A 23,970-nucleotide genomic window follows, 5' to 3' on the forward strand; every position below is an offset into this window, starting at 1 on the left:
CCTTCCCCACCGGGAGGGGCGCACGGTCCGGGCCGACCTTCCGAAGGCCCGACTCCAAGAGACTGACGACGCCTATGGTGGAAGTCTGGCCAGGTAGTTCCTATCCGCTCGGTGCGACCTACGACGGGTCCGGCACCAATTTCTCCCTGTTCTCCGAAGCCGCCGAACGGGTGGACCTGTGTCTGTTCGACGACGACGGCGAGGAGACCCGCATACCGCTGACCGAATACGACGGATTCGTCTGGCACGGCTACCTTCCCGGTGTCGGACCGGGACAGCAGTACGGGTACCGGGTCCACGGTCCCTACGCACCCGAGCACGGCCTGCGGTGCAATCCGAACAAACTGCTCACCGATCCGTACGCGAAGGCCCTGAACGGAAACCTCACCTGGCACGAATCCCTGTTCAGCTACCACTTCGCCGCTCCGGAGCGGAAGAACACCAGGGACAGCGCGCCCTACGTGCCCAAGTGCGTGGTGGTCAGCCCGTTCTTCGACTGGGGCAACGAGTCCAGACCCCGCACCCCCTACCACCGCACGGTGATCTACGAGGCGCACGTACGCGGCCTGACCATGCGCCACCCGGGCATCCCCGAGCACCAGAGGGGCACCTACTCCGGACTCGCGCACCCGGCGATGATCGACTACCTCACCTCCCTGGGGGTGACGGCGGTCGAGCTCATGCCCGTGCACCACTTCGTGCCCGAGCACGCCATGGTGGCCAGGGGGCTGACCAACTACTGGGGGTACAACACCCTGGCCTTCCTGGCCCCGCACAGCGGGTACGCGGCGCGCGGCTCGCGCGGGCAGCAGGTCCAGGAGTTCAAGGCGATGGTGAAGTCGCTGCACGAGGCGGGCATCGAGGTACTGCTCGACGTGGTCTACAACCACACCGCCGAGGGCGACCACATGGGGCCCACGCTGTCACTGCGCGGCATCGACAACCTCAGCTACTACCGGGTCAGCGACGAGGACCAGCGCTACTACCTCGACTACACCGGCTGCGGCAACAGCCTGAACGTGCGCCACCCGCACTCGCTGCAGCTGATCATGGACTCGCTGCGGTACTGGGTCCTGGAGATGCACGTGGACGGGTTCCGGTTCGACCTGGCCTCGGCGCTGGCCCGGGAGTTCCACGACGTGGACCGGCTGAGCACGTTCTTCGACATCGTCCAGCAGGACCCGGTGATCTCGCAGGTCAAGCTGATCGCCGAACCCTGGGACGTGGGCCCGGGCGGCTACCAGGTGGGCAACTTCCCGCCGCTGTGGACCGAGTGGAACGGCAAGTACCGCGACACCGTGCGCGACTACTGGAGGGGCCAGCCCGTGATGGGCGAACTGGCCTCGCGCCTGGCCGGCTCCAGCGACCTGTACCAGGACGACGGGCGCCGGCCGGTGGCCTCCATCAACTTCATCACCTGCCACGACGGCTTCACCATGGCCGACCTGGTGTCCTACGACCACAAGCACAACGAGGCCAACGGAGAGGACAACCGGGACGGCACCGACGACAACCGGTCCTGGAACCACGGTGTGGAGGGCCCGACCGAGGACCCGGAGATCCTCACGCTGCGCCGCCGCCAGGTGCGCAACTTCCTCACCACCCTGTACCTGTCGCAGGGGGTGGTGATGCTGTCCCACGGTGACGAGGTGGGCCGCACCCAGGGCGGCAACAACAACGCCTACTGCCAGGACAACGAGATCGCCTGGATCGACTGGAAGGGCGCAGGGCTCGGCGAGGACGGGGAGCCCGACAACGACCTGCTGGACTACGTGCGCGAACTGGCGCGGCTGCGCCGCGACCACCCGGTGTTCCGTCGGCGCCGCTTCTTCCGGGGCAGCCCGGTGGGAGGCGCCAAGTCCGGGAAGAAGGGCCTTCCCGACATCGTGTGGCTGCGGCCGGACGGCGAGACGATGTCCGGGGACGACTGGAACTCCACCGGTCAGGCCCTGGGCGTGTTCCTCAACGGGGACGCCATCACCGAACCCGACCCGCGCGGCCGCCGCATCCGGGACAGCTCGTTCCTGCTGCTGCTCAACAGCGGCGCGGACACGGTGAAGTTCACCGTTCCGGGCACCGAGTACGGAACGGCGTGGGAGACGGTCCTGGACACGGCCGAACCCGACGTGGCCGGTCGGCCGTTCGTGGCCGCGTCCGGCCCGGTGAAGGTGATCGACCGGGCGCTGCTGCTGCTGCGCCGGGTCTCGCACGAGCGTGCGCGGACCTCCCGCTCCTGAGGAGCGCGGCGTGTCCCGGCCGCCCCCGCCACGGGGAGCGGCCGGGGCGGGCCCGGTCCGCCGGGGGACGCCGCGGGGCTCGCGCCCTCCCTCCTCGGCACGGCCTCCCCCACCGAATACGCTGTGTGACCATGTCGAGTACACACACCGGCGGCGCGGACGCCCCCGCCGCCCCCATCGCCTTCCGTGAGCTGCTGCCCTCGCCTGGCGGCACGGACGTGGACCTGGCCGCCGCCTACGCCTACCCCGAGTTCCTGAACCGGCCCTGGATACGCGCCAACATGGTGGCCAGCGCGGACGGCGGCGCCATCGGCCCCTCCGGGCGCAGCAAGGACCTGTCCTCATCGCCCGACCGCAAGGTGATGGGCGTGCTGCGCGGCCTGTGCGATGTGGTGCTGGTGGGCGCGGCCACGGTGCGCCTGGAGGAGTACGGTCCGGTCCGCGCCCGCAGGACGTGGGAGGGCCTGCGCACCGGGCGTCCGAGTACCCCGGCCGTGGCGGTGGTGTCCCGCTCACTCGGCCTGCCCGAGCCGCTGCTGACGGAGGCTCCCGAGGACGCGCGCACACTGGTGTTCACCACGGCGGACTCCCCCGAGCGGCGACGCCGCGAGGTGGCCGAGTACGCCGACGTCGTGGTGATCGACGGGGCCTCGGTGACGCCCGCGCACGTGGTGAACGGCCTGGCCGAGCGCGGGCTGTACCGGGTGCTGACCGAGGGCGGCCCGCACCTGCTGGCGGAGTTCGTGGCGGCGGGGCTGTTGGACGACCTGTGCCTCACGCTGAGCCCGCACCTGCTGGGATCGGGCGCGCCGCGCATCGTCGCGGGGGGTCCGGACACCCCCGGAGCGCCGGACCGCGCCTCCGCCCAGAGCACGCCGGTGCGGATGGCGCACCTGCTGGAGTCGGAGGGGAGCCTGTTCGCGCGTTACCTCAGGGAAGAGGGAAGCCTACGGGGGACGCAGCGGTAACCGGTCGGTTTCGGCCGCCCCACAACCACGCATGAACCATCCCGCAACCGGACATACCCGAGGTGTGCCCACCCACTGGAAACACCCCCCACTGGACACAGTGGCACGCCGCATTGACGGGGCTTACCGGCTTGGCCCCCCGGCCGAGAGGATGAACGTGGTGCCGACGTCCGAAAACGGATCCCCTCCGGTCTATCGCGAGATAGCCGAGGAACTACGCGGACAGATCCGCTCCGGACGGTACGCCGACGGCGACCGCCTGCCCGGGGAGAACGCTCTCATGGAACGCCACGGCGTCGCACGGGCGACCGCGAGGCAGGCGCTCTCCGTACTGATCAACGAGGGCCTGGCCGTGGCCGTGCGCGGCTCGGGCATCTACGTGCGCCTGTTCCGGCCCGTGCGAAGACACGGGGCCCTGCGCCTGTCCAAGGAGCTGTGGGGCAGCGGGCGCGCCATCTGGCAGACCGACAGCGAGGACCGGGAGTACGAGGTGGACCGCCTGCTCGTGGACGAGGCCGTGCCCGAGGCGCACGTGGCGCGCGCGCTGGAGCTGGCCGAGGGGGCCGGTGTGCTGCGGCGCTCGCGCCGCTACCTGGTGGACGGGCGCCCGGTGCAGAACGCGGTCTCACACCTGCCCCTGGCGGTCCTGGAGGGCGGCGGGCACCCCGCGGCGGCCCTGCGCGTCAGGGAGCACGACAGCGGCCCGGGAGGGATCTACGCGCGCCTGGCCGAGCTGGGGCAGGCGCCGGCCCGCTTCACCGAGGAGATCAGGGTGCGCATGCCCACACCCGAGGAGAGCGAGGAGCTGGAACTGGCGCCCGGGACCCCGGTGCTGGACGTGGCGCGCACCGCGTTGACCGCCGAGCACCGACCGGTGGAGTTCAACGAGATCACCATGGACGGCTCGGCCTACGTCCTGAGCTACGACTTCGACGCCTGAGGCGGGTCGGCCCCCGCCCGGGCCCGGCTGGGCGGGGGCCGCTCCCCGCGCGCGGAAGCCGTCCGAGCCCCGGGAGGGGCGCCGTTCCCGGCGCCCCTCCCCTTCTCGGACCGACTCAGTGACCGCCCCGCTTGGAGGCGAACACCAGGTACACCAACGGCAGGAGCACGAGTCCCACCGCCAGCGCGCCCGCGGCGGCGAAGGGCAGGGAATCCGACGCGGTCATCACCCAGCGCGCCACGCCGAACCCCAGGAGGAGTGCGACCGCCAACGCGACCACGGCGAGCACCGTGGCGCAGAGCAGCAGCCTGCGGTCGCTCCAGGGGCCCGGCCTGGCGTGGTCGAGCTGCGCGACCGTGGCACGGACGCTGAGCTCGGTCGCCCAGCGCAGTTCGCGGCCCGCGACTGCCGCTCCGCCCGCGACGGCGCGCATCCGCGACCGCACGCCCGCGGTGCTCTGGTCGAGCCACCACAATCCGTACCGAATCCTGCCCACGCGCAGCGGTCGTCTGCCTATTCCGAGTGCCTGTTGAGCTGTAACGGCCATGTCACCCACCTCAAGTGCACCGTTCGACCACTGACCCTGCTTAAGGCCGTACCCTCCACTTTTGCTACCGAACGCCATTCAGGATGAAGTTAGGTGTATATGGCCATTAAGGAGGATTCGCCTGGCACGCACGCCATATGAGATGTTCCGCCACGAGAGGCACCGAGGCAGCATTCGAGACCGATTCGGGGTAGCGTCGTACCATGGCTGACTCAGCGGACCAGGCCCCGAACACCGCGGACGGGGCCGAGGGCATTCCCCAGACCGACCAGGAGTGGCGCGAACGGCTCAACGCCCAGGAGTACGCGGTGCTGCGTCAGGCGGCCACCGAGCAGCCCTGGACCGGCGCCTACGTCGACACCAAGACCACCGGGGTCTACCGTTGCCGGGGCTGCGGGACCGAGCTGTTCCGCTCCGACGAGAAGTTCGACTCCCACTGCGGGTGGCCCAGTTTCTACGACCCGGCCGAGTCCGACGCCGTCGTCCTGCACGAGGACCGCTCCCTGGGCATGGTGCGCACCGAGGTGCGGTGCGCCACCTGCGACTCCCACCTGGGCCACGTCTTCTACGGCGAGGGGTACGCCACCCCCACCGACGCCCGGTACTGCATCAACTCCGTGGCCCTGAGCCTGGAGCCCGAGGAGTAGGTGTCGTACGATCCTGGTGCCGCGCGCGCACCCGCGGGGGCGTACCATCGTGCGACCGTGGTCCGCCCGCGTCGGCATCGGGGATAATCACATCCAGCGCGCCAACGGCCGACCCGCGTCGGCTCGCGGGGCGCGGCGCGAAAAGTACCGGTCCGCCGGGGTTTTTCCGTCCACCATCCGACCCGGAGTCCCCGGGCCGACCCTCACAGCGGCAACCGGTGTGCGGGCGAGCCGACAGACCCGCGACGAAAGCGCTCCATGACCGACGACTCACCTCACTCATCCGTCTCCCACCGTCCCGCGGCACGGCCCCGGTGGGGCATGGCCCAGGGCTCGGCCCCGTGGCTGCTCCCCGCCCTCGGGGCCGCCGGAGCCGCGGCCCTGACCGCACGGGGCTCCCGGGCCCGTACGGCGCTCGCCGTCCCGGTGGTCGCCCTGGCGGCGGGGATGACCTGGTTCTTCCGCGACCCCGAGCGGGGTCCGGCGACCGGGCGGGTGCTGTCCGCGGCTGACGGAGTCGTCCAAAGCATCGACCCCCAGCCCGACGGGCGCACCCGGGTCGCGGTGTTCATGAACCCCCTCAACGTGCACGTCAACCGTGCCCCCCTCGCCGGCGTGGTGACAGGCGTCGAGCACCGCCCGGGCGGTTTCCGCCCCGCATTCGACAAGGACAGCGAGCGTAATGAGCGCGTCATCTGGACCCTTGAAACCGAGATCGGTGCGATCACGGTCGTTCAAATCGCCGGCGCGATGGTCAGGCGTATCGTCCCGTATCTCGCTGCGGGGCAGAAGGTCGAGCAAGGCGAGAGGATCGGGCTCATCCGGTTCGGGTCCAGGGTCGACGTCTACCTTCCGGCCGGGGTCGCCCCGGCGGTGGAGATCGGCCAGAAGGTCCGTGCCGGAGAAACCCGTCTTGACACCGACTGAGGGGGTCGTGGCGGCCGGACACGCCGTCTCCGCCCCCGAGGAGGAGGCTCCCAGGCTCCGCCTGGGGCCGGCCGACTACCTCACGCTCGGCAACGCCCTGTGCGGCTTCCTGGCGGTGTGGGCGCTCATGGCGGCCCAGTCCGCGCACGCGGCCGCCGGGACCGCCGGTCCGCTTCCGCGCACGGCCATGGCCACGGTGGTGGGCCTGATGCTGGTCGCGGCGGCGCTGGACGTGCTCGACGGCCGGGTGGCCCGCAAGCTGGGCGGCAGCGGCATGGGCGCCGAGCTGGACAACCTGGCCGACGTGATCAGCTTCGGGTTCGCCCCGGGGTTCTTCTTCGTGGTGTGGGCCATGCAGGCCGAGAGCGCCGGTGCGCTGCCGGTCGCGGCGGGCGGCGCCGTGCTGCTGGCGGTCATCGTGCGACTGGCCCGGTTCTCCTGCCAGGCCCCGGGCGCGGACTACTTCACCGGGCTCCCCTGCCCCTTCGGCGCCATGGCCGTGGTGACGGTGGTCCTGCTCGATCCGCCGCTGGTGGCGGGCGTGACGGCGGTACTGCTCATCTCCTGGCTGATGGTGAGCCGGATGGAGTACCCCAAGCCGCGCGGACGCAAGGCCTACGCGGTGCTGGGCCTGCTGGCGGTCGGGGTCGCCCTGATGGCCGCCTGGGGCATGGGCCTGCCCGCGGGCCAGACGCTCATCTACCTGATGAGCGCCGTCGTCCTGGGCTTCATCGTCACCATCCCGTTCTACGTCCTGGCCACCCGGCGGACCGCCGCCGAACAGGACTGACGCACGCCGTACACGAGGAGCGCCCCGGGGACGTCCCCGGGGCGCTCCTCGTGTACGGCGTGCGGGGCCAGGCGCGAGCGCCGCCCGCGGACCAACGCGGGCACGGCCCCGAGGGGGTCGTTCCGGCTCCGGCAGGGTCCTGGACGCGGCGGAGGCGGGTGCCGTGTGAGGGCCGCGGCCGAAGGCCGTCGTCCGGGGTGGCGGGCGACGGCCCGGTCACGATCCCGCCCTCCGAGACACCGGAGGTCCCCGCCCCCAGGCACCGGAACACGGGGCGCAGCGCAGCCCCGCACAGGACACCGCCTACGGCAGGGAGTCGACCAGTTCGGCGACGCTCTTGCGTCGACCGGTGTAGAAGGGCACCTCCTCGCGGGTGTGCAGACGGGCCTTGGCGCCGCGCAGGTGGCGCATCAGGTCCACGATGCGGTGCAGGTCGTCGGCCTCGAAGGCGAGCAGCCACTCGTAGTCGTTGAGGCCGAAGGAGGACACCGTGTTGGCGCGCACGTCCGGGTAGGGGGCGGCCATGCGGCCGTGCTCGGCGAGCATCGCGCGGCGCTCGTCGTCGGGCAGCAGGTACCACTCGTAGGAGCGCACGAACGGGTACACGCACAGGTGCTCGCGCGGCTCCTCCCCGGCCAGGAAGGCGGGGACGTGGCCGCGGTTGAACTCGGCGGGGCGGTGCAGACCCACGACCGACCACACCGGGGTGCCGGCCCGGCCGACGCGGGTGCGGCGGAAGGCCGTGTACATGTCCTGGACCTGCTCGGGGGAGTCGCCCACCCACCAGAACATGATGTCGGCGTCGGCGCGGAAGCCCTGGACGTCGTAGCTGCCGCGGGTGGTGACCCCCTGCTCGGCGGACTTGTCGAAGAGCGTTCCCAGCTCGTCGGCCGCGGCGGCGCGGTCGACCCCGTCGAGGCCCTCGACCTTGAAGACCGACCACATGGTGTAGCGGATGAGGGAGTTGAGGTCGGCGCCGTCCTGGCCGACGGCTTCGTTCTGCTGGCCCGTCACGGGTTGACTCCTTGCTGGTTCGTTCCGGCGGCCTCGTCGCCGCCGCTGGTGGGACTGTTCGTCGTGAGGGTGCCGAGCAGGCGCTCGGCCTCCTGTCCGGCGTCGGCGACGCACGCGGGGATCCCCACGCCGCCGTAGACCGCGCCGCACACTCCGAGACCCGGGCTGCGGGCGACGTCGGCGCGTACGCGCGCGACGAGGTCCGCGTGGCCGACGGCGTACTGCGGCAGCCCGTCGGTCCACCGGGTGACCCTGCTCTCCAGGGGCGCCCCCGTCATGCCGGTGACCGTGGCCAGGTCGCGCGCGGCGGCCCGGACCAGCTCCTCGTCGGAGCGCTCCAGGACCTTCTCCTCGCCGAACCTGCCGATGGAGCAGCGCAGCACCACCAGGTCGTCGCCGGGGTTGGCCCTGGCCAGCTCCTCGGCGAGCCAGGGCCACTTGTTGCTGGAGAAGGTGGCGGCCTTGATGGTGAGCCCCTCCCCCGCCGGAACGAGGAAGCCGGTACCGGCGAGCGGCTCGGGAAAGGCCGAGGCGGGCAGCGCCATGGTCACCAGGGCCATGCCGGCGTACTCGACGCCGCGCAGGTCGCGTGAGGCGCCGGGCGCGTACTCGGCGAGCAGCCGGGAGGCCTCCGGTGCGGGGCAGGCCAGCAGGACGGCGTCACAGGAGATGCGCTCGTTGCTGTCCAGGTGGACCCGCCAGCCCTCGGGAAGCCGCTGCAGGGCGCGGACCCGGGTACCCGTACGCAGGCTGTCGGCGTGGCGATCGGCCAGGGCCCCGGCGAGTTCGGCCACGCCCCCGCGCAGGGAGGCGAAGACGGGCCCCGGCCTCGTGGGCGCCGCTCCCCTGCCCCGGAGGCTGGCGTGCACGGCACGCGTCAGGGAGCGGTCGCGGCGGGCCATGGGCGCGATCTGCGGCAGCGTCGAGTCCAGAGAGAGCCGGTCGGCACGGCCCGCGTACACGCCTCCCAGAAGGGGTTCGACGAGGCGGTCGACGACCTCGGAACCCATGCGGGCGCCCACGTAGTCGGCGACGGAGACGTCGCCGCGCACCGGCGTTCGGGGCAGCACCAGGTCGAGTCCGGCCCGCAGGGTGCCCCTCCGTGAGAGCACCCCGCTGCGGGCGAGCGCGCGCAGGTCGCCGGGCACGCCCATGAGCTGCCCCTTGGGCAGCGGGCGCACCCGTCCGCGGCTGTAGAGGGAGGCCGCGCCGGGGCCGGGATGCACCACGCGCTCGTCCAGGCCCAGTTCGGAGAACAGGTCGACCGCCTCGGGACGTCTGGCGAGCACCGCCTCGGCGCCCGCGTCGACCGGCACCCCGGCCACCGGTGAGGCACGCAGCTTGCCACCCGGGGAGTCGGCGGCCTCCAGCACGGTGACGGAGGCGCCCAGACCGGTGAGGCGGTGCGCGGCGGTGAGTCCGGAGATCCCGCCCCCGACCACGACGACGTGCGGTGCTTCAGGCATGTCTCCAGCCTCCCAGATGACGTGGGTCACCGTGATCCACCATCCCCTTCGACACTCCGTGATCCGGGTCGCGTCCGCGGCGGAGGACCCGGCCGCTCCGCCGTTGTGCGGTCGTTACCACAGGGTTCGAAACGAGCCCGTCCCGGGGTACGTCGGAGGGTCATGGCTATTTCAGCGTTTTCCCCCGCGCGCCGGGGCGCCGGGGCAGTGCTCTCCATGGGTCTGGCCGCCCTGCTGGCCACGGCCTGCTCCGCCTCCGGCCAGAGCGCCGGCGTCACCGCCGAGCACGCTCCCGGGACCGAGGACCGCTCGGCCGCCCAGGAACAGGCCGCCCAGGAGGACCAGACCACCGAGGAGGGTCAGGCCTCCGGCGAGGGCGGCGGCTCGCCCGTCGGCTCCGACGTGGAGATCGGCGACCGGCAGCTGGTCCACACCGCCGACCTGACGGTCCGGGTCGAGGACGTGTCCGAGGCGGTGGAGCAGGCCAAGGAGCTGGCCATCGGGGCGGACGGCTACATCGCCTCGGAGACGGTCTCCACGCCCGAGGGCGGTACCCCGGAGGGATCGCTGACGCTGCGCATCCCGAGCGAGGGCTACGAGGGGGCCCTGGAGGGCCTGGCGGAGCTGGGCGACCGGTCCGACCTGGAGCGCTCGGTACAGGACGTCACCGAGGAGGTCGCGGACGTCGAGAGCCGCGTCGAGTCCTCCGAGGCGGCCCTGGAGACGCTGCGCGGCTACCTGGAGGAGGCCGAGGACGTCGACGACCTGCTGCGGGTGGAGAGCGAGATCCACAAGCGCCAGTCGGAGCTGGAGGCGTTCCAGGCACGGTTGGAGACGCTGCGCAACCAGACGGCGTACTCGACGGTGCACCTGACCCTGCGTCCCCCGGAGACCTACCTGGAGGAGCCGGCGGACGAGTCGATCGGCTTCCTGGGCGGTCTGGAGCGCGGCTGGCGCGCGCTGGTCGCGTTCGGCCAGAGCATCGCCGTGGTCGCGGGCTGGCTGCTGCCCTTCCTGGTGGTCGCCGCCGTGCTGGGCGCGGGACCGCTGTGGTGGTACCGCTCCCGTCGCAGGGGGCGCTCCGTCGGCACCGCCGGGGAGGGCGCCCCCAAGGACGGGGCAGCGGAGGACGCGGGCTCCGGCACCCCCGAGCGGCCCTCCGGTGAGACGGAGGGCGGGCCCACGAAGGAGGATTGACGTCCTCACCGGGGTGGACCCCGGCGATTCCCACAGCCTCGCGGCTGTGGGCGCGGTGCGCCTCGCGGCGTCCGCTGGTTCCTGCGTAGCACCATGCGGCGGCGCCCGCCCCTCCCGGGACCGGGCGCCGCCGGCCCCGCCCCGCCGGTCCGGTTCCGGACCGCCGCGGAGGAGGGCGGTGCAGACCCCGTCCTCAGACCGCGGTCTCCTCGTGCACGAACTCGGTGAGCCGCTGGAGCGCGTCCGGGTCGGTGCTGGGCAGCACGCCGTGGCCCAGGTTGAAGATGTGCGCGTCGGCGGCCCGGCCCCGGGAGAGGATGTCGCGGGTGCGCTCGGCGACGACCTCCCACGGCGCGAACAGCGTGGCCGGGTCCAGGTTGCCCTGGAGCGCCGTGTTCGGCTGGACGCGCTGGGCCGCCTTGTCCAGCGGCACCCGCCAGTCCACGCCCACGACGTCGGCCCCGGCCTCGCTGAGCAGGCCGAGCAGCTCGCCGGTACCCACTCCGAAGTGGATGCGCGGCACCTCGTACTCGCTGAGCTGGCCGAAGATCCACGAGGTGTAGGGCAGCACCGAGGCGCGGTAGTCCTCGGCGCTCAGGGCGCCCACCCAGGAGTCGAAGAGCTGTACGGCGCTGGCTCCCGCCTGGATCTGGGTGCGCAGGAAGCCCAGCGTGATCGCGGCCAGGCGGCGCATCAGCTCGTCCCACAGCTCGGGCTCGCCGTACATGAGCGCCTTGGTGTGCTCGTGGTTCTTGGACGGCCCGCCCTCGATGAGGTAGGAGGCCAGGGTGAACGGGGCGCCCGCGAAGCCGATGAGGGGCTTGTCGCCCAGCTCGCCGACCAGCCGGCCCACCGCCTCGGTCACGTAGGGCAGGTCGTCGGGCTCGATCTCGCGCAGCCGCTTGATGCCGGTCGCGTCCCGGATCGGGTCGGCGACCACGGGGCCGACCCCGGGCTTGATGTCCAGGTCGATGCCGATGGCCTTGAGAGGGACGACGATGTCGCTGAAGTAGATCGCGGCATCGACGTCGTAGCGGCGCACCGGCTGCATCGTGATCTCGGTGATCATGTCGGGGCGCGCGCACGCCTCAAGCATCGGCACGTCGGCTCGGACCCGTCGGTACTCGGGCAGGGAGCGCCCGGCCTGGCGCATGAACCACACCGGCGTGTGGGACACGGGAAGGCGCCGGCAGGCGCGGAGGAATGGAGATTCTTGCAGCGTCACTCCTCGATCGTGCCATGTCCTCGCCCGAGCTCTCACCCGGATCGCCGAACCCGGCACCTCCGGCGGCCGCTCCCGGTGTGTGCGCGACGTGTCCGCCGGCGGACCCCTCCCGCCGCGAACGGACGCGGACAGGCCCTTCCGAAGGCGCCCCGGTCCCAAGATCATCACAAAACACCGACACGCCGGACGAACTCCGCCTCGCGGCCCGTGACTCGTGCCACGGTCTCTTGCGTGCCCACCCCCTTGCCCGTGCGGGGAGGCGGAGCACGCCCAGACCATCCCCCGCCGAGACGTGATCACCACAGAATGAAGGCTGACGTTTCCACCATGCCCGATGTCGGTAGCGCCGAGAACGAACACGAGACGTTCCGGCGAGCGGTCGAGGCCCTGCGCTCACCCCTCCTGCGCCCCGAGATCACCGTCCGGGAGATCCCCGCCCCCCAGCGGCTGGCCCCCCACTCCGCCGCCGTTTCGGCCGAGGTGACCGTGAACGGCGAGGAGGTCGCCTGGGGACGGCTCATCGTGCTCTACGATCCCGAGAACACCCGTGACTGGCCGGGTCCCTTCCGTGTGGTCTGCCAGGTCAACTCCGAACTGGAGTCGGAGATAGCGGCCGATCCGCTGCTCGGACCGGTCGCCTGGAGCTGGCTGACCGACGCCTTGGACGCCAACGGCGCCACGCACCACACGCTCAGCGGCACGGTCACCCGGGCCACCACCGAGGGCTTCGGCACGAAGGCGGACCAGGGCGCCACCACCGAGGTCGAGATGCGGGCCTCGTGGACGCCGGAGTCCGACGACCTGTCGGGGCACGTCAACGCGTGGTCGGCGCTGCTGGCCTCCGCTGCGGGGCTGCCTCCGCTGGACGTCACCGACATCGCCCGGCAGCGTTCCCGGCCCTGAACGGACCCGCCCCGCACAGGAACCCGGACGGCCCGGATCCGCGTCCGGTGGCGACAGCGCATACCGTAGTGGTGTGGCGAACGCGTTGAACTCCAAGACAGAACCCCGCGAACCAGGCAACGACGACGCTGAGAGGGCGCCCCTGCTCCGGGAACCGCGCGAGGGCCTGCCCGAGGTCACCTCCGACGCCGACGCGCTGGCCGGCGTGGTCGCCGCGGTCTCCGCCGGGACCGGCCCCGTGGCGGTGGACGCCGAGCGGGCCTCCGGCTACCGGTACGGACAGCGTGCGTACCTGGTACAGCTGCGCCGCGAGGGGGCGGGGTCGGCGCTGATCGATCCCATCGCCTGCCCCGACCTGGGCACGCTGGGCGACGCCGTCGGCGACGCCGAGGTGGTGCTGCACGCCGCGCACCAGGACCTGCCCTGTCTGACCGAGGTCAACCTGCGTCCCCGGACCCTGTTCGACACCGAGCTGGCCGGGCGGCTGCTGGGCTACCAGAGGGTCGGGCTGGGCTTCATGGTGGAGCGGATACTGCACGTGCGGCTGGCCAAGGAGCACTCGGCCGTGGACTGGTCGCAGCGCCCGCTGCCGGAGGACTGGCTGCGGTACGCGGCGCTGGACGTGGAGATCCTCATCGAGCTGCGCAACGCCCTGGAGGCCGAGCTGGAGGAGGCCGGGAAGCTGGGGTGGGCCCGCGAGGAGTTCGCCGCGGTCCTGGCCGCCCCGCCCAAGGAACCGCGTCCCGACCCCTGGCGGCGCACCTCGGGCATCCACCGCGTGCGCAACCAGCGCGCCCTGGCCGCCGTACGCGAGCTGTGGTACGAACGCGACCGCATCGCCCAGGAGCGTGACATCTCGCCCGGGCGTGTCCTGCCGGACGCGGCGATCGTGGAGGCGGCGACGACCATGCCGCGCACCACGGCGGAGCTGGCCGACATCCGGCAGTTCGGGATCAAGCTGGCGCGGCGCTACCTGACCACGTGGATCAAGGCGGTCAACCGGGCCCGCGACATGGCGCAGACCGATCTGCCCCGGCCCAACGCCCCGGGCGACGGGCCGCCACCGGTGAACCGGTGGGCGGACCGGGCTCCGGAGGCGGCGAGCCGGCTGGAGTCGGTCCGGGCCACGGTCACGGGGATCGCCGAGGACGTCGTGATGCCGACCGAGAACCTGCTGCTGCCGGACACCGTGCGCCGCCTGGCGTGGGCACCGCCGCAGACCGTGGACCCCGACACCGTGGGACGTTTCCTGCGCGAGCGCGGGGCCCGCGAGTGGCAGATCGGACTGACCGCGCAACCCCTGGCCACAGCGCTGCTCGAAGCCGAGAAGGCGTAGCCTTTTACCCTCCTCTCACCCGACGAATCCAAGGGTGACCGAAGTCACCACCCCCCAAGGGCGTTTGGTGCCTGTTCCGTAGCCCCATGTCCGATTAAGTTATAGAAACGTGCCTTGGGAGTACCAAGGCCTTGTCCAACGGGAGTTATGCCGCAGGCCACAAGCCGCGGTGCGCGAGCAGGGGAAAAGTGGTGAGTGTGCTGACGTTCTGGCGTGCGTTGCTGCGCGAGACCGGGCTGAAGGGTGCGTCCAAGACCCGTTCGGCCGATACCGCCGCGCCCACGCGCGAGGAGCACCCCGTGGAACAGTCGGCCACGGTGCCCGTGCCGAGCCCGGCACCGGTGGGCGGCGCGCCCACCGAGCCGCTGTCCCTGCCCGAGGAACGGGGGGAGTCGTCGGCCGCCGAGGCGTCGACCGCGAGGACGCGGGTCGCCGAGGCGGACGGGGCGCCCACGCCCGCCCCCACGGCCGGGATGCGTGCCGCCTCCCTGGAGCGGACGCTGCGGTCCCTGGTGGAGCGGCTGGGCACCGAGCACCCGGACACGATCACCGCACGCAACAACCTGGCGACCAAGTACGCGCAGATGGGGCGCCGCCAGGCGGCCGTGCAGCAGTTCGAGCTGGCGCTGGCCGAGGCGGTGGAGGTCTTCGGTGACGAGCACCCGCGCACCGAGATCATCCGCGAGAACCTGGCCTGGGCCTACGAGGACGCCGGTCGGCCCGCGGACGCCTCCGGGCAGTGGGAGCTGCTGCTGCGCGAGCGCGAGCGCCAGTTCGGCCCCTCCGACGAGGACACGGTGGAGGCGCGCATGCGCCTGGCGGTCTGCTACCGGCGCAGCGGGCGCCTGGACGCGGCCGTGGCGCACTACGAGCGGGCCATCGAGGACGTGTCCTCGACCGAGCGCCGCGAGGAGCTGCGGCTGGGCCTGAGCGCCGCGCAGAACATGTCCGGGCGGTACGACGAGGCGATCACGCAGCTGCGGATGGTGCTGGCCGGACGGCGGCGCCGGATGGGCAAGGGCCACCTGGACACCCTGACGGTGCACCACCGGTTGGGCCGCGCCTACACCCAGGCGGGCCGCCCCGACGAGGCGGTGGAGGTGCTGCGCGACGCCTACCGTGTGGCGCTGAACTCCTCCGGCGACCCGGAGGTGCGGCGGCTGACCCTGCGGCTGCGCCGCGACCTGGCCGGCGCCTACAACGCCGCCGGCCGCCACCGCGAGGCCAAGGCCCTGCTGTAGGGCGTGAGCGGAACCGTTGCTCGGGGCCGGGGGTGCCAACCCCCGGCCCCGAGGCGTGTGCGGGGGGTGCGCCGCGGTGTGTCAGGGTGTGCCCCGGGTCCGGCGGTGGGAGGACGTCCGGCGGTGAGGGCGTCGATGACGTACCCGGCCATGAGGGGGCGGGCCAGGCCGGTGACGCCGCCCGGGAAGGTGAGCGCTCCTCCCCGAAGGAGCACGCGCCGGCGGAGCCGGACGTGCTCCCACAATCGGCGCGAAGGCGCCCTGGGCGCGGCCCGGGGCATCGCCGGGCGGGGCCCGTGTCCTGGCTGTCCGCTCCCCCGCCACGTGCCACCCGGGATGTGGTCGTCCGCACGGAGTCCGCGCCGAGCCGACCGTGCGCCGACCGCGGGGACCACCGACGGGGGTCGCGGACCGTCCCTGGTGCGCCGCATCGGCCGAACTTGCCGGACCGGGCTACTCGCACAAGTTGTTACTGACGAGTAGCATGGGTGGAACAGTCCACCCACCCCTTGGAGAAGGAGGGCAATCGTGCCGCGAACTGCCCGCGATGTCGTGTTTGTCGACGGGGTCCGCACCCCGTTCGGCAAGTCTGGCAAGGGTCTCTACGCCGAGACACGCGCCGACGACCTCGTCGTACGCGTGATCCGCGAACTGATGCGCCGCAACCCGGGCCTGCCCGCCGAGCGCGTCGACGAGGTCGCCATCGCCGCCACCACCCAGATCGGCGACCAGGGCCTGACGATCGGGCGCAGCGCCGCGATCCTCGCCGGGTTGCCGAGCAGCGTCCCCGGCTACGCCATCGACCGCATGTGCGCCGGTGCGCTCACGGCCGTCACCACCTCCGGCGCCGGCATCTCCTTCGGTGCCTACGACGTGGTCATCGCGGGCGGTGTCGAGCACATGGGCCGCCACCCCATGGGCGAGGGCGTCGACCCCAACCCGCGCTTCCTCTCCGAGAAGCTCGTGGACCCGTCCGCGCTGGTCATGGGCAACACCGCCGAGAACCTGCACGACCGGTTCCCGAGCATCACCAAGGAGCGCGCCGACGCCTACGCGGTGCGCAGCCAGGAGAAGGTCGCCAAGGCCTACGCCGACGGCAAGATCCAGGAGGACCTGGTCGAGGTCCTGGTCCGCTCCCTGGAGCAGGGCTACGGCCTGGCCACCCGGGACGAGCCGCCGCGGCCGGGCACCACCATGGAGTCGCTGGCCTCCCTGAAGACCCCGTTCCGCGCGCACGGCAACGTGACGCCCGGCAACGCCGCCGGCCTCAACGACGGCGCCACCGGCGCCCTCCTGGCCGCCGAGGACGTGACCCAGGAGCTGGGGCTGGACGCCAGGATGCGCCTGGTGGACTTCTCCTTCGCCGGCGTGGACCCCGAGGTCATGGGCGTGGGCCCGGTCCCCGCCACCGAGAAGCTGTTCGCCCGCCAGGGCATCTCGATGGACGAGATCGGCCTCATCGAGATCAACGAGGCCTTCGCCGTGCAGGTGCTGGCCTTCCTGGAGCACTTCGGCCTCGCCGACGACGACGCCCGCGTCAACCAGTGGGGCGGCGCCATCGCCATGGGCCACCCGCTGGCCTCCTCGGGCGTGCGCCTGATGATGCAGCTCGCGCGCCAGTTCGCCGAGCGCCCCGACGTCCGCTACGGCCTGACCACCATGTGCGTGGGCATGGGCATGGGCGGAACCGTCCTGTGGGAGAACACCAACTACGAGGGGGGCAAGTGAGCACCGCGATCGAACAAGCACGAGAACTGTTCAGCGACGAGGTCGTCACCAAGGCGCTCTCCCGTGACGTCGAACTCCCCTACGGCGCGGGCACCGCGGTCCTGATCACGCTGGACAACGGGCACGACCACACCAAGCCCAACACCTTCGGCCCCAGCGGGCTGCTGAGCCTGGACGCGGCGATCGAGGCCGCCAGGGCGCGCACCGACATCGTGGCCGTGGCCGTCACCGGCAAGCCGTTCATCTTCGCCGTGGGCGCGGACCTGACCGGTGTCCCCGCGATCCAAAGCCGCGAGCAGGCGCACGCCATCGGCAAGCTGGGCCACGACGTGTTCCGCAAGCTCGGCGAGCTGGACGTGCCGACCTTCGCGCTGGTCAACGGCGCGGCCATGGGCGGCGGCGTGGAGGTGGCGCTGCACTGCACCTACCGCACCATCTCCTCGGGCGTGCCCGCGGTCGCGCTGCCCGAGGCCTTCCTGGGCCTGGTCCCCGGCTGGGGCGGCACCTACCTGCTGCCGAACCTGGTCGGCGCCGAGAAGGCCCTCAAGGTCATCGTCGACAACCCGCTCGCCCAGAACAAGATGCTCAAGGGCAAGCAGGCCTTCGAGCTGGGCATCGCCGACGCGATGTTCGAGCCCGCCGACTTCGTGGAGGAGTCGCTGCGCTGGGCCGCCAAGGTCGTCAAGGGCGACGTCGTGGTCGAGCGCCCCGAGATCGACAAGGGCGAGGCCTGGGACAACGCGGTCAACATGGCCCGCTTCACCGTCGAGGGCAAGCTGCACGGCGCCGCCCCCGCTCCGGTCCGCGCGGTCGAGCTGGTCGCCGAGGCCAGGAACCGCACGCGTGACGAGGGCTTCGCCGCCGAGGACGACGCCCTGGCCGACCTGATCATGAGCGACGAGCTCAAGGCGGGCCTGTACGCGTTCGACCTGGTGCAAAAGCGCGCCAAGCGCCCGGCGGGCGCCCCGGACAAGTCGCTGGCCCGCAAGGTCACCAAGGTCGGCGTCGTCGGCGCCGGCCTGATGGCCGGCCAGCTGGCGCTGCTGTTCGCCCGCCGCCTGGACGTGCCGGTCGTCATGACCGACCTGGACCAGGAGCGCCTGGACAAGGGCGTGGCCTACGTGCACGGCGAGGTCGACAAGCTCCTGGGCAAGGGCCGCATCAACGGCGACAAGGCCAACCACCTCAAGTCCCTGGTGAGCGGTTCGCTGACCAAGGACGCCTTCTCCGACGCCGACTTCGTCATCGAGGCCGTGTTCGAGAAGATGGAGGTCAAGAAGCAGGTGTTCGCCGAGGTGGAGGCCGTGGTCTCCCCCGAGGCGGTCCTGGCGACCAACACCTCCTCCCTGTCGATCACCGAGATGGCCTCCGAGCTGAAGCACCCCGAGCGGGTCGTGGGCTTCCACTTCTTCAACCCGGTCGCGGTCCTGCCGCTGCTGGAGATCGTCCGCGGTGAGAGGACCGACGACGCGGCCCTGGCCACGGCCTTCGCCACCGCCAAGAAGCTGAAGAAGACCGCGGTGCTGTGCAAGGACGCCCCGGCGTTCGTGGTCAACCGCCTGCTCACCCTGTTCATGGGCGAGGTCCTGGGTGCCGTCGGCGAGGGCACCGAGCCCGAGGTGGCCGACCGCGCGGTGGCCCCCCTGGGCCTGCCGATGTCGCCGCTGATGCTGCTGCAGCTGGTGGGTCCGGCGGTCGCGCTGCACGTGTCCGAGACACTGCACGAGGCGTTCCCGGAGCGCTTCGCGGTCTCCGCCGAGCTGGCCGAGATCGTGAAGGCCGGCAAGACGGAGGTCTTCGCCCCGGACCTCACGATCGACCCCGAGGTGAAGAAGCTCCTCAGCGGCGGCGACAGCCCGTCCGAGGAGAGCGAGATCCTGGACCGGGCGCTGCGCGCGCTCGCCCGGGAGGTCCAGATCATGCTGGACGAGGGCGTGGTGGCCGAGGCCGCCGACATCGACCTGTGCCTGATCACCGGTGCGGGCTGGCCGTTCCACACCGGCGGCATCACCCCGTACCTGGACAAGGTCGGGGTGTCCGAGGCCGTGAACGGCAAGCGGTTCCACGAGGGCGACCCGAAGGCGTTCTAGCCCTCCCCGAGCCCGCGGCGGGCCCGGCGTCCATGAGGACGCCGGGCCCGTTTTCGCTGTTCGACCGCCACGAACACGAAAAACCCCCACATAATTACTAAGCGTACATACCTGACAGTAGCCCTGTGTAACGTCTGGCTCGTGGCCATATCCGCTGAACACCAGATCTACGCCGAACTGTTCGCCGACGCGCCCGACACGGCCGTCGGCTTCCTGCGCGGCCTCGGAGTGGACGTACCGGATCACGACCGGAGCGAGGTCACCTCGTGCGACCTCGGCCATGTCGATCCCGTCGAGCGTCGGTCGGACGTCGCGATCATGCTGCGCGGTCCTGGCGGGGACGGTCCCCCCGACAAGCTGATGGGCATCGTCGTGGAGGTCCAACGCGACGAGAAGGAGCGCAAGCGCTTCACCTGGCCCGAGTATGTCGCCGCCCTGCGGTCGAAGCACGAGTGCCCGGTCGTCCCGCTGACCATCTGCCCCCACAGTCCGTGGCCGACTGGTACGCCGAGCCGATCCGCCTCGGCCACCCCGGCTTCGTCCTGCGCCCCCTGGTGGTGGGTCCGTCCGGGATCCCGGTCGTCACCGACCCGGAGGAGGTGAAACGGTGCCCGTCCCTGGGCGTGCTGTCCGCCGCCGCGCACGGCGGTCAGGACATGGATGTACTGAAAGCCCTGCACACCGGCCTGGACCTGATCGACCGGGAAAGGGCCACGAAGTACATTGGATTCACGTTGAACCTGCTGGCGAAGACCGAGGGACAGGCGGCTCCGGAGGAGCTGATGATGACGGACACGTACGAGTACAGCAGTGCCTGGACCGAGAGCCTCAAGGCCGAGGGGCGGGCCGAGGACGTCCTACTCTTCCTGAACGCATGCGGTGTCGACGTACCCGAGGAGGCGCGCAGGCGCATCAGCGAATGTCGCGACCTCGACCAGCTCGGCCTCTGGGTCCGACGGGCCGCCACCATCAACCACATCGACGAACTTTTCGCCGAGTGACCCGAGCCCGCGGCGGGCCCGGCGTCCACGAGGACGCCGGGCCCGTTCGCCGTGTGCCGGGCGGGAGTCGTCACAGCACGCCCCGGCCCGAGGAGCGGGTCACACGCCCACGTGCACCCGCGGCCTCTCCCCCGCCTCGCGCACGGCCTCGGGGGCCTCGTCGGGGTCCCCGCCCTCGAAGATGCCGATCCGGTCGTGCAGCCAGCGCAGCGGGCGCGGCAGCCACCAGTTGGCACCGCCGAGCAGGCGCATCGTGGCGGGCACCATCACCGCGCGGACCAGGGTGGCGTCCACGAGCACCGCGATGGCCAGGCCGATCCCGATGATCTTCAGGAAGAGCAGGCCCGAGGTGCCCATCGCCAGGAGCACGACCATCAGCAGGATCGCCGCGCTGGTGATGATCTGGCCCGTGTGCTGGAGCCCCGCGGCCACCGAGCGGGTGTTGTCCCCGGTGCGCAGGTACTCCTCGCGCACGCGGCTGAGCAGGAACAGCTCGTAGTCCATCGCCAGTCCGAAGGCCACGATGGTGATCAGCACCAGGTAGGTGGGATCGATGGTGCCCACGGCGTCGAAGCCGAGCGGTCCGGCCAGGCCGCCCTCCTGGAACCCCCAGACCACCACTCCCAGGGAGGAGCCCAGGGAGAGCGCGCCCATGAGGACGGCCTTGACCGGCAGGACCACCGACCCGAAGGCGAGGAAGAGCAGGAGCAGGGTCGCCCCGGCGATGAAGCCCACGGTCATGGGCGCCGCGTCGACGATCGCCGCCACGTTGTCCTGCTGCATGGCGGCCACACCGCCGACCAGGCTCTCCCGCGCTCCCTCGGGGAGCGGTTCGCCGCGCACGTCGTCCACCAGCCGGGCGACCTCCGGGGAGTCGGAGGCGCCCTGGTAGGCGACCACGACGTGGGCGACGCCGTCGCCGGTGCGCTCGACGCGGGCGAGGGAGGCCTCGGGCAGGTCGCCCAGGCGTTCGGCGTACTCCTCCAGGTCCTCGTCGGCGGTGTCGCCGAGCACGGCGACGTTGAGTCGGCCCAGGCCTCCGGCGGGGAAGTCCTCGGACAGGGACTCGGACGCGATCCGGGTCCCGGCGTCGGAGGGGAGGTAGCGCTGGTCGGTGGAGCCGAGCTCGGTGGAGGCCAGGCCGGAGCTGAAGACCAGCAGGACGCCGCCGACCGCGACCAGGGACACGGCGGGGCCGCGCATGACGGTGCGGGCCAGGCGCCACCAGAACCCGGCGTTCTCGTGCACGGTGCCGGTGACGGTGCGGCGGGGCAGCGGCAGGGGCAGCCTGAGGCGGTCGATCCGGTGGCCGACCACGGACATGAGCGCCGGCAGGAAGACCAGCGCGGCCAGCAGGTCGAACAGCACGACGGCGATACCGCCCCAGCCGATCGACTTGAGGATGGGCTGGGGGAAGAAGAGCAGCCCCGCGAAGGCGATGCCGACGGTGACGCCGGAGAAGGCCACGGTGCGCCCGGCGGTGTCGACGGTGCGGCTCACCGCGGCGGCGAGGCCGCGGCCCCGGCCCAGCTCCTCGCGGAAGCGGCTGACCATGAACAGTCCGTAGTCGATCGCCAGCCCCAGGCCCAGGATGGTGGAGACGTTGATCGCGAACACCGACACGTCGGTGACGTGGGTCAGCAGGCGCAGGAGGGTCAGCGATCCGAGGATGGCCAGGCCGCCCACGGCGAGAGGGACCAGGCCCGCGACCACTCCGCCGAAGATCAGGACCAGCAGGACCAGCAGGATCGGCAGGGTGATGAGCTCGGCGCGGACGACGTCGCTCTCGGCGGTCTCCGACAGCTCGTGCTCGACCGCGATCGGGCCGCCCAGGTGGACCTCCAGGTTGCTGGAGTCCAGGTGCGCGGCGACCTCCTCGTACTGGTGGAGGCGCTCGGCGTGCGTCTGCCCGCTGAGGGTCACGGGGATGTAGACGGCGTGCATGTCCTCGGCCACGAGCATGCCGCGCTCGGTCTCGCCGAGCTCCTCGTCGAGGTAGAGGTCGAAGTCCGCGACGGCGTCCTCGGGCATGTCGTCGGCGATGCGCTGGACGGCCGCGGCGAAGGTGGGGTTGTCCACCCTCAGCTCGTCGCTGCGGTAGACGGCGACGATGTCGACGTCGTCGTGTCCCAGTTCCTCCTCCAGGACGCGGGTGGCCCGCGAGGACTCGGAGTCGGGGTCCTCGAACCCGCTCTCGCTGACGTCGGAGAAGACCCCCGAGCCCCAGACGGCTGCGAAGACGGCGAAGAGCGCGGTGGCGGCCAGGACCGCCCAACGGAAGCGGTGGGTTCCCAGCCCGAGCCGCCCGAAAAGCCCCGTGTGTGTCGGCATACGCCGCCCCTCCAGGAAACAGACTTCATGTCCGTTAACGGTGTTTGCTAACGGTGTTCACTAAAGCGTGCGGGCGTTACGATGTCAATGTCGCCGACGAGGACCACGGCGCCCTGATCCGGCGCCAGAGACGGGATGTACCGCAGCAGATGACGAAACCGCAGCTGGACCGGGGCGCCGGGAAGCCGAGCCGCCGCGAGCGTGTGCGCGAGGCCACACTCGTGGAGATCAAGGAGATCGCCCGCCGCCATCTGGTCGAGCACGGGGCCGCGGGGGTGTCCCTGCGCGCCATCGCCCGGGAGATGGGCATGACCGCACCGGGGCTGTACCGCTACGTCTCGGGCATCGACTCACTGCTGGTGCTCATCACCGCGGACATGTTCGGGGAGCTGGCCGCCGCGGTGGCCGCCGCCGACGCGAGCGTGCCCTCCGAGGACACCGACCTGCGCATCCTCACCTCACTGCGCGCCTTCCGGTCCTGGGCCGTCACGCACCGGGCCGAGTTCGCCACCATGTTCGGCCCGCGCGTGCGCCTGGCACCCGAGACCGACGTCACACCGGCGCTGGAGGCCGGACGGCGCTTCGGCGCGACCTTCTACACGCTCTTCGACCGGCTGCTGGCCGAGGAGCGCTTCCCGCTGCCCGACGGGGACCGCATCACGCCCGAACTGGCCCGTGAGCTGCGCGCCTTCGCCGATACCTGCGGCTTCTCGGCTCCGCACATCCCGGTGGAGGCGATCATGGTGCTCAGCACGTGCTGGGTGCGGCTGTACGGGGTGGTGTGCATGGAGGTGTTCGAGCACCTGAACTTCGTGATGCGCGACATGGAACCGCTCTTCGAGTCCGAGCTTCAGAACATACTGACGGGCCTCGGAGTGCGCTACCGGACACCGGAAAGTAGTACTCCGGTTACCATGAGCACGCCGGATTAAGCCCCATACTGGAGTTCTGTGACTCTTGCCGGATTCGCCCCAGGTGGATGCGGCCCAGCCCGGCGTGCTGCGGCACGATAGCGAGGACGGACCCCGTGGAGAACCGACCCGGCGGCGAGCGGTCCGGTGGCGAGAACCCCCGACCCGAACAGCCCGGCCCCGGAGACGCCCGACCCGAAGGCACCCCCTCCGGACAGGCCCGCCCCGGCGGGCCGCCGGGCACCGGCGAAGGCGGCCCCGCCGGCCCGGTGCACGACCAGCGTCCCCCCGAACCCCGGCGCGACCTCCCCCCGCGGCAGCCGGCCCAGCCCCCGCGCTGGGAGGGGGCGCCGGCCCCCGGGCCGGAGCGGGCACCCCGGCCCGGTCCGTACGGGCAGACCGGCCGGTACGGGCAGCCCGGTCCCCACGGCCAGGCCGGTCCGTACGGGCAGCACCGGACGCCCGGTTACG

The 23,970-nt window shown here is 71.8% G+C and carries 18 protein-coding genes and 1 pseudogene; 14 read left to right on the top strand and 5 right to left on the bottom strand.

What is annotated here, in order from left to right; genetic code table 11:
* Positions 1 to 74: 74 nt before the first annotated feature.
* The 3 genes from glgX (at position 75) to A6A08_RS16520 (ending at position 4,145) form a co-directional block, all read left to right on the top strand.
* Complete coding sequence (gene glgX / locus A6A08_RS16510) at positions 75 to 2,237, top strand: glycogen debranching protein GlgX (protein WP_073703474.1); 2,163 nt, start codon at positions 75 to 77, stop codon at positions 2,235 to 2,237.
* Positions 2,238 to 2,368: 131 nt separating this feature from the next.
* On the top strand, positions 2,369 to 3,205 hold the full coding sequence (locus A6A08_RS16515; RefSeq protein WP_073703571.1) for a pyrimidine reductase family protein: 837 nt from the start codon (positions 2,369 to 2,371) through the stop codon (positions 3,203 to 3,205).
* Between the two features lie 151 nt (positions 3,206 to 3,356).
* Positions 3,357 to 4,145: a GntR family transcriptional regulator gene (locus A6A08_RS16520; RefSeq protein ID WP_073703475.1), complete on the top strand. Its 789-nt coding sequence runs from the start codon at positions 3,357 to 3,359 to the stop codon at positions 4,143 to 4,145.
* Positions 4,146 to 4,260: 115 nt separating this feature from the next.
* On the opposite strand, the gene A6A08_RS16525 is transcribed toward A6A08_RS16520, so the two are convergent.
* Positions 4,261 to 4,692: a hypothetical protein gene (locus tag A6A08_RS16525; protein WP_242422668.1), complete on the bottom strand. Its 432-nt coding sequence runs from the start codon at positions 4,690 to 4,692 to the stop codon at positions 4,261 to 4,263.
* A gap of 203 nt (positions 4,693 to 4,895) precedes the next feature.
* Here A6A08_RS16525 and msrB point away from each other — a divergent pair, with 203 nt between their 5' ends.
* The 3 genes from msrB to A6A08_RS16540 all read left to right on the top strand — a co-directional run bounded on the left by msrB (position 4,896) and on the right by A6A08_RS16540 (position 7,056).
* Positions 4,896 to 5,339 carry a peptide-methionine (R)-S-oxide reductase MsrB gene (gene msrB / locus A6A08_RS16530; protein ID WP_073703477.1) on the top strand — a complete coding sequence of 148 codons (444 nt, stop codon included), beginning with the start codon at positions 4,896 to 4,898 and terminating at the stop codon, positions 5,337 to 5,339.
* Between the two features lie 258 nt (positions 5,340 to 5,597).
* Positions 5,598 to 6,266: a phosphatidylserine decarboxylase gene (locus A6A08_RS16535; protein WP_073703478.1), complete on the top strand. Its 669-nt coding sequence runs from the start codon at positions 5,598 to 5,600 to the stop codon at positions 6,264 to 6,266.
* The gene (locus A6A08_RS16540; RefSeq protein ID WP_199866952.1) at positions 6,253 to 7,056 is read left to right on the top strand and encodes a phosphatidylcholine/phosphatidylserine synthase; all 804 of its coding nucleotides are present in this window, start codon (positions 6,253 to 6,255) and stop codon (positions 7,054 to 7,056) included. Before A6A08_RS16535 ends, A6A08_RS16540 begins: the two co-directional genes overlap by 14 nt.
* A 303-nt stretch (positions 7,057 to 7,359) precedes the next feature.
* On the opposite strand, the gene hemQ is transcribed toward A6A08_RS16540, so the two are convergent.
* The gene (gene hemQ, locus A6A08_RS16545; RefSeq protein WP_073703480.1) at positions 7,360 to 8,070 is read right to left on the bottom strand and encodes a hydrogen peroxide-dependent heme synthase; all 711 of its coding nucleotides are present in this window, start codon (positions 8,068 to 8,070) and stop codon (positions 7,360 to 7,362) included.
* On the bottom strand, positions 8,067 to 9,536 hold the full coding sequence (gene hemG, locus A6A08_RS16550) for a protoporphyrinogen oxidase (RefSeq protein WP_073703481.1): 1,470 nt from the start codon (positions 9,534 to 9,536) through the stop codon (positions 8,067 to 8,069). The genes hemQ and hemG overlap by 4 nt, the downstream gene beginning before the upstream one ends.
* A 162-nt stretch (positions 9,537 to 9,698) precedes the next feature.
* Here hemG and A6A08_RS16555 point away from each other — a divergent pair, with 162 nt between their 5' ends.
* A complete protein-coding gene (locus A6A08_RS16555) occupies positions 9,699 to 10,733 on the top strand; it encodes a DUF4349 domain-containing protein (RefSeq protein ID WP_083609150.1) in 1,035 nt (344 codons plus the stop codon).
* A gap of 193 nt (positions 10,734 to 10,926) precedes the next feature.
* Here the strand turns inward: A6A08_RS16555 and hemE are convergent, their stop codons facing one another.
* Positions 10,927 to 11,952 carry a uroporphyrinogen decarboxylase gene (gene hemE / locus A6A08_RS16560; protein WP_073703572.1) on the bottom strand — a complete coding sequence of 342 codons (1,026 nt, stop codon included), beginning with the start codon at positions 11,950 to 11,952 and terminating at the stop codon, positions 10,927 to 10,929.
* Between the two features lie 333 nt (positions 11,953 to 12,285).
* Here hemE and A6A08_RS16565 point away from each other — a divergent pair, with 333 nt between their 5' ends.
* The 6 genes and pseudogenes from A6A08_RS16565 (at position 12,286) to A6A08_RS16590 (ending at position 20,257) form a co-directional block, all read left to right on the top strand.
* The gene (locus A6A08_RS16565; RefSeq protein ID WP_073703483.1) at positions 12,286 to 12,861 is read left to right on the top strand and encodes a DUF3000 domain-containing protein; all 576 of its coding nucleotides are present in this window, start codon (positions 12,286 to 12,288) and stop codon (positions 12,859 to 12,861) included.
* A gap of 85 nt (positions 12,862 to 12,946) precedes the next feature.
* Positions 12,947 to 14,197: a ribonuclease D gene (locus A6A08_RS16570; protein ID WP_073703484.1), complete on the top strand. Its 1,251-nt coding sequence runs from the start codon at positions 12,947 to 12,949 to the stop codon at positions 14,195 to 14,197.
* A gap of 200 nt (positions 14,198 to 14,397) precedes the next feature.
* A complete protein-coding gene (locus A6A08_RS16575; protein ID WP_073703573.1) occupies positions 14,398 to 15,438 on the top strand; it encodes a tetratricopeptide repeat protein in 1,041 nt (346 codons plus the stop codon).
* Positions 15,439 to 15,966: 528 nt separating this feature from the next.
* Positions 15,967 to 17,166, top strand: coding sequence for an acetyl-CoA C-acyltransferase (locus A6A08_RS16580; protein ID WP_073703485.1), 1,200 nt, complete (start codon positions 15,967 to 15,969; stop codon positions 17,164 to 17,166).
* Entirely contained in the window at positions 17,163 to 19,256 is a 2,094-nt protein-coding gene (locus A6A08_RS16585; RefSeq protein WP_073703486.1) for a 3-hydroxyacyl-CoA dehydrogenase NAD-binding domain-containing protein, read from the top strand. Before A6A08_RS16580 ends, A6A08_RS16585 begins: the two co-directional genes overlap by 4 nt.
* A gap of 141 nt (positions 19,257 to 19,397) precedes the next feature.
* Positions 19,398 to 20,257: pseudogene (locus tag A6A08_RS16590) on the top strand (hypothetical protein).
* A 99-nt stretch (positions 20,258 to 20,356) separates the two neighbouring features.
* Here the strand turns inward: A6A08_RS16590 and A6A08_RS16595 are convergent.
* A complete protein-coding gene (locus A6A08_RS16595) occupies positions 20,357 to 22,588 on the bottom strand; it encodes an MMPL family transporter (protein WP_073703487.1) in 2,232 nt (743 codons plus the stop codon).
* A gap of 149 nt (positions 22,589 to 22,737) precedes the next feature.
* On the opposite strand from A6A08_RS16595, the gene A6A08_RS16600 reads away from it, so the two are divergent.
* Entirely contained in the window at positions 22,738 to 23,520 is a 783-nt protein-coding gene (locus tag A6A08_RS16600; protein WP_073703488.1) for a TetR/AcrR family transcriptional regulator, read from the top strand.
* Positions 23,521 to 23,970 lie beyond the last annotated feature (450 nt).

This window comes from Nocardiopsis sp. TSRI0078, assembly GCF_001905145.1.
GTDB lineage: Bacteria > Actinomycetota > Actinomycetes > Streptosporangiales > Streptosporangiaceae > Nocardiopsis.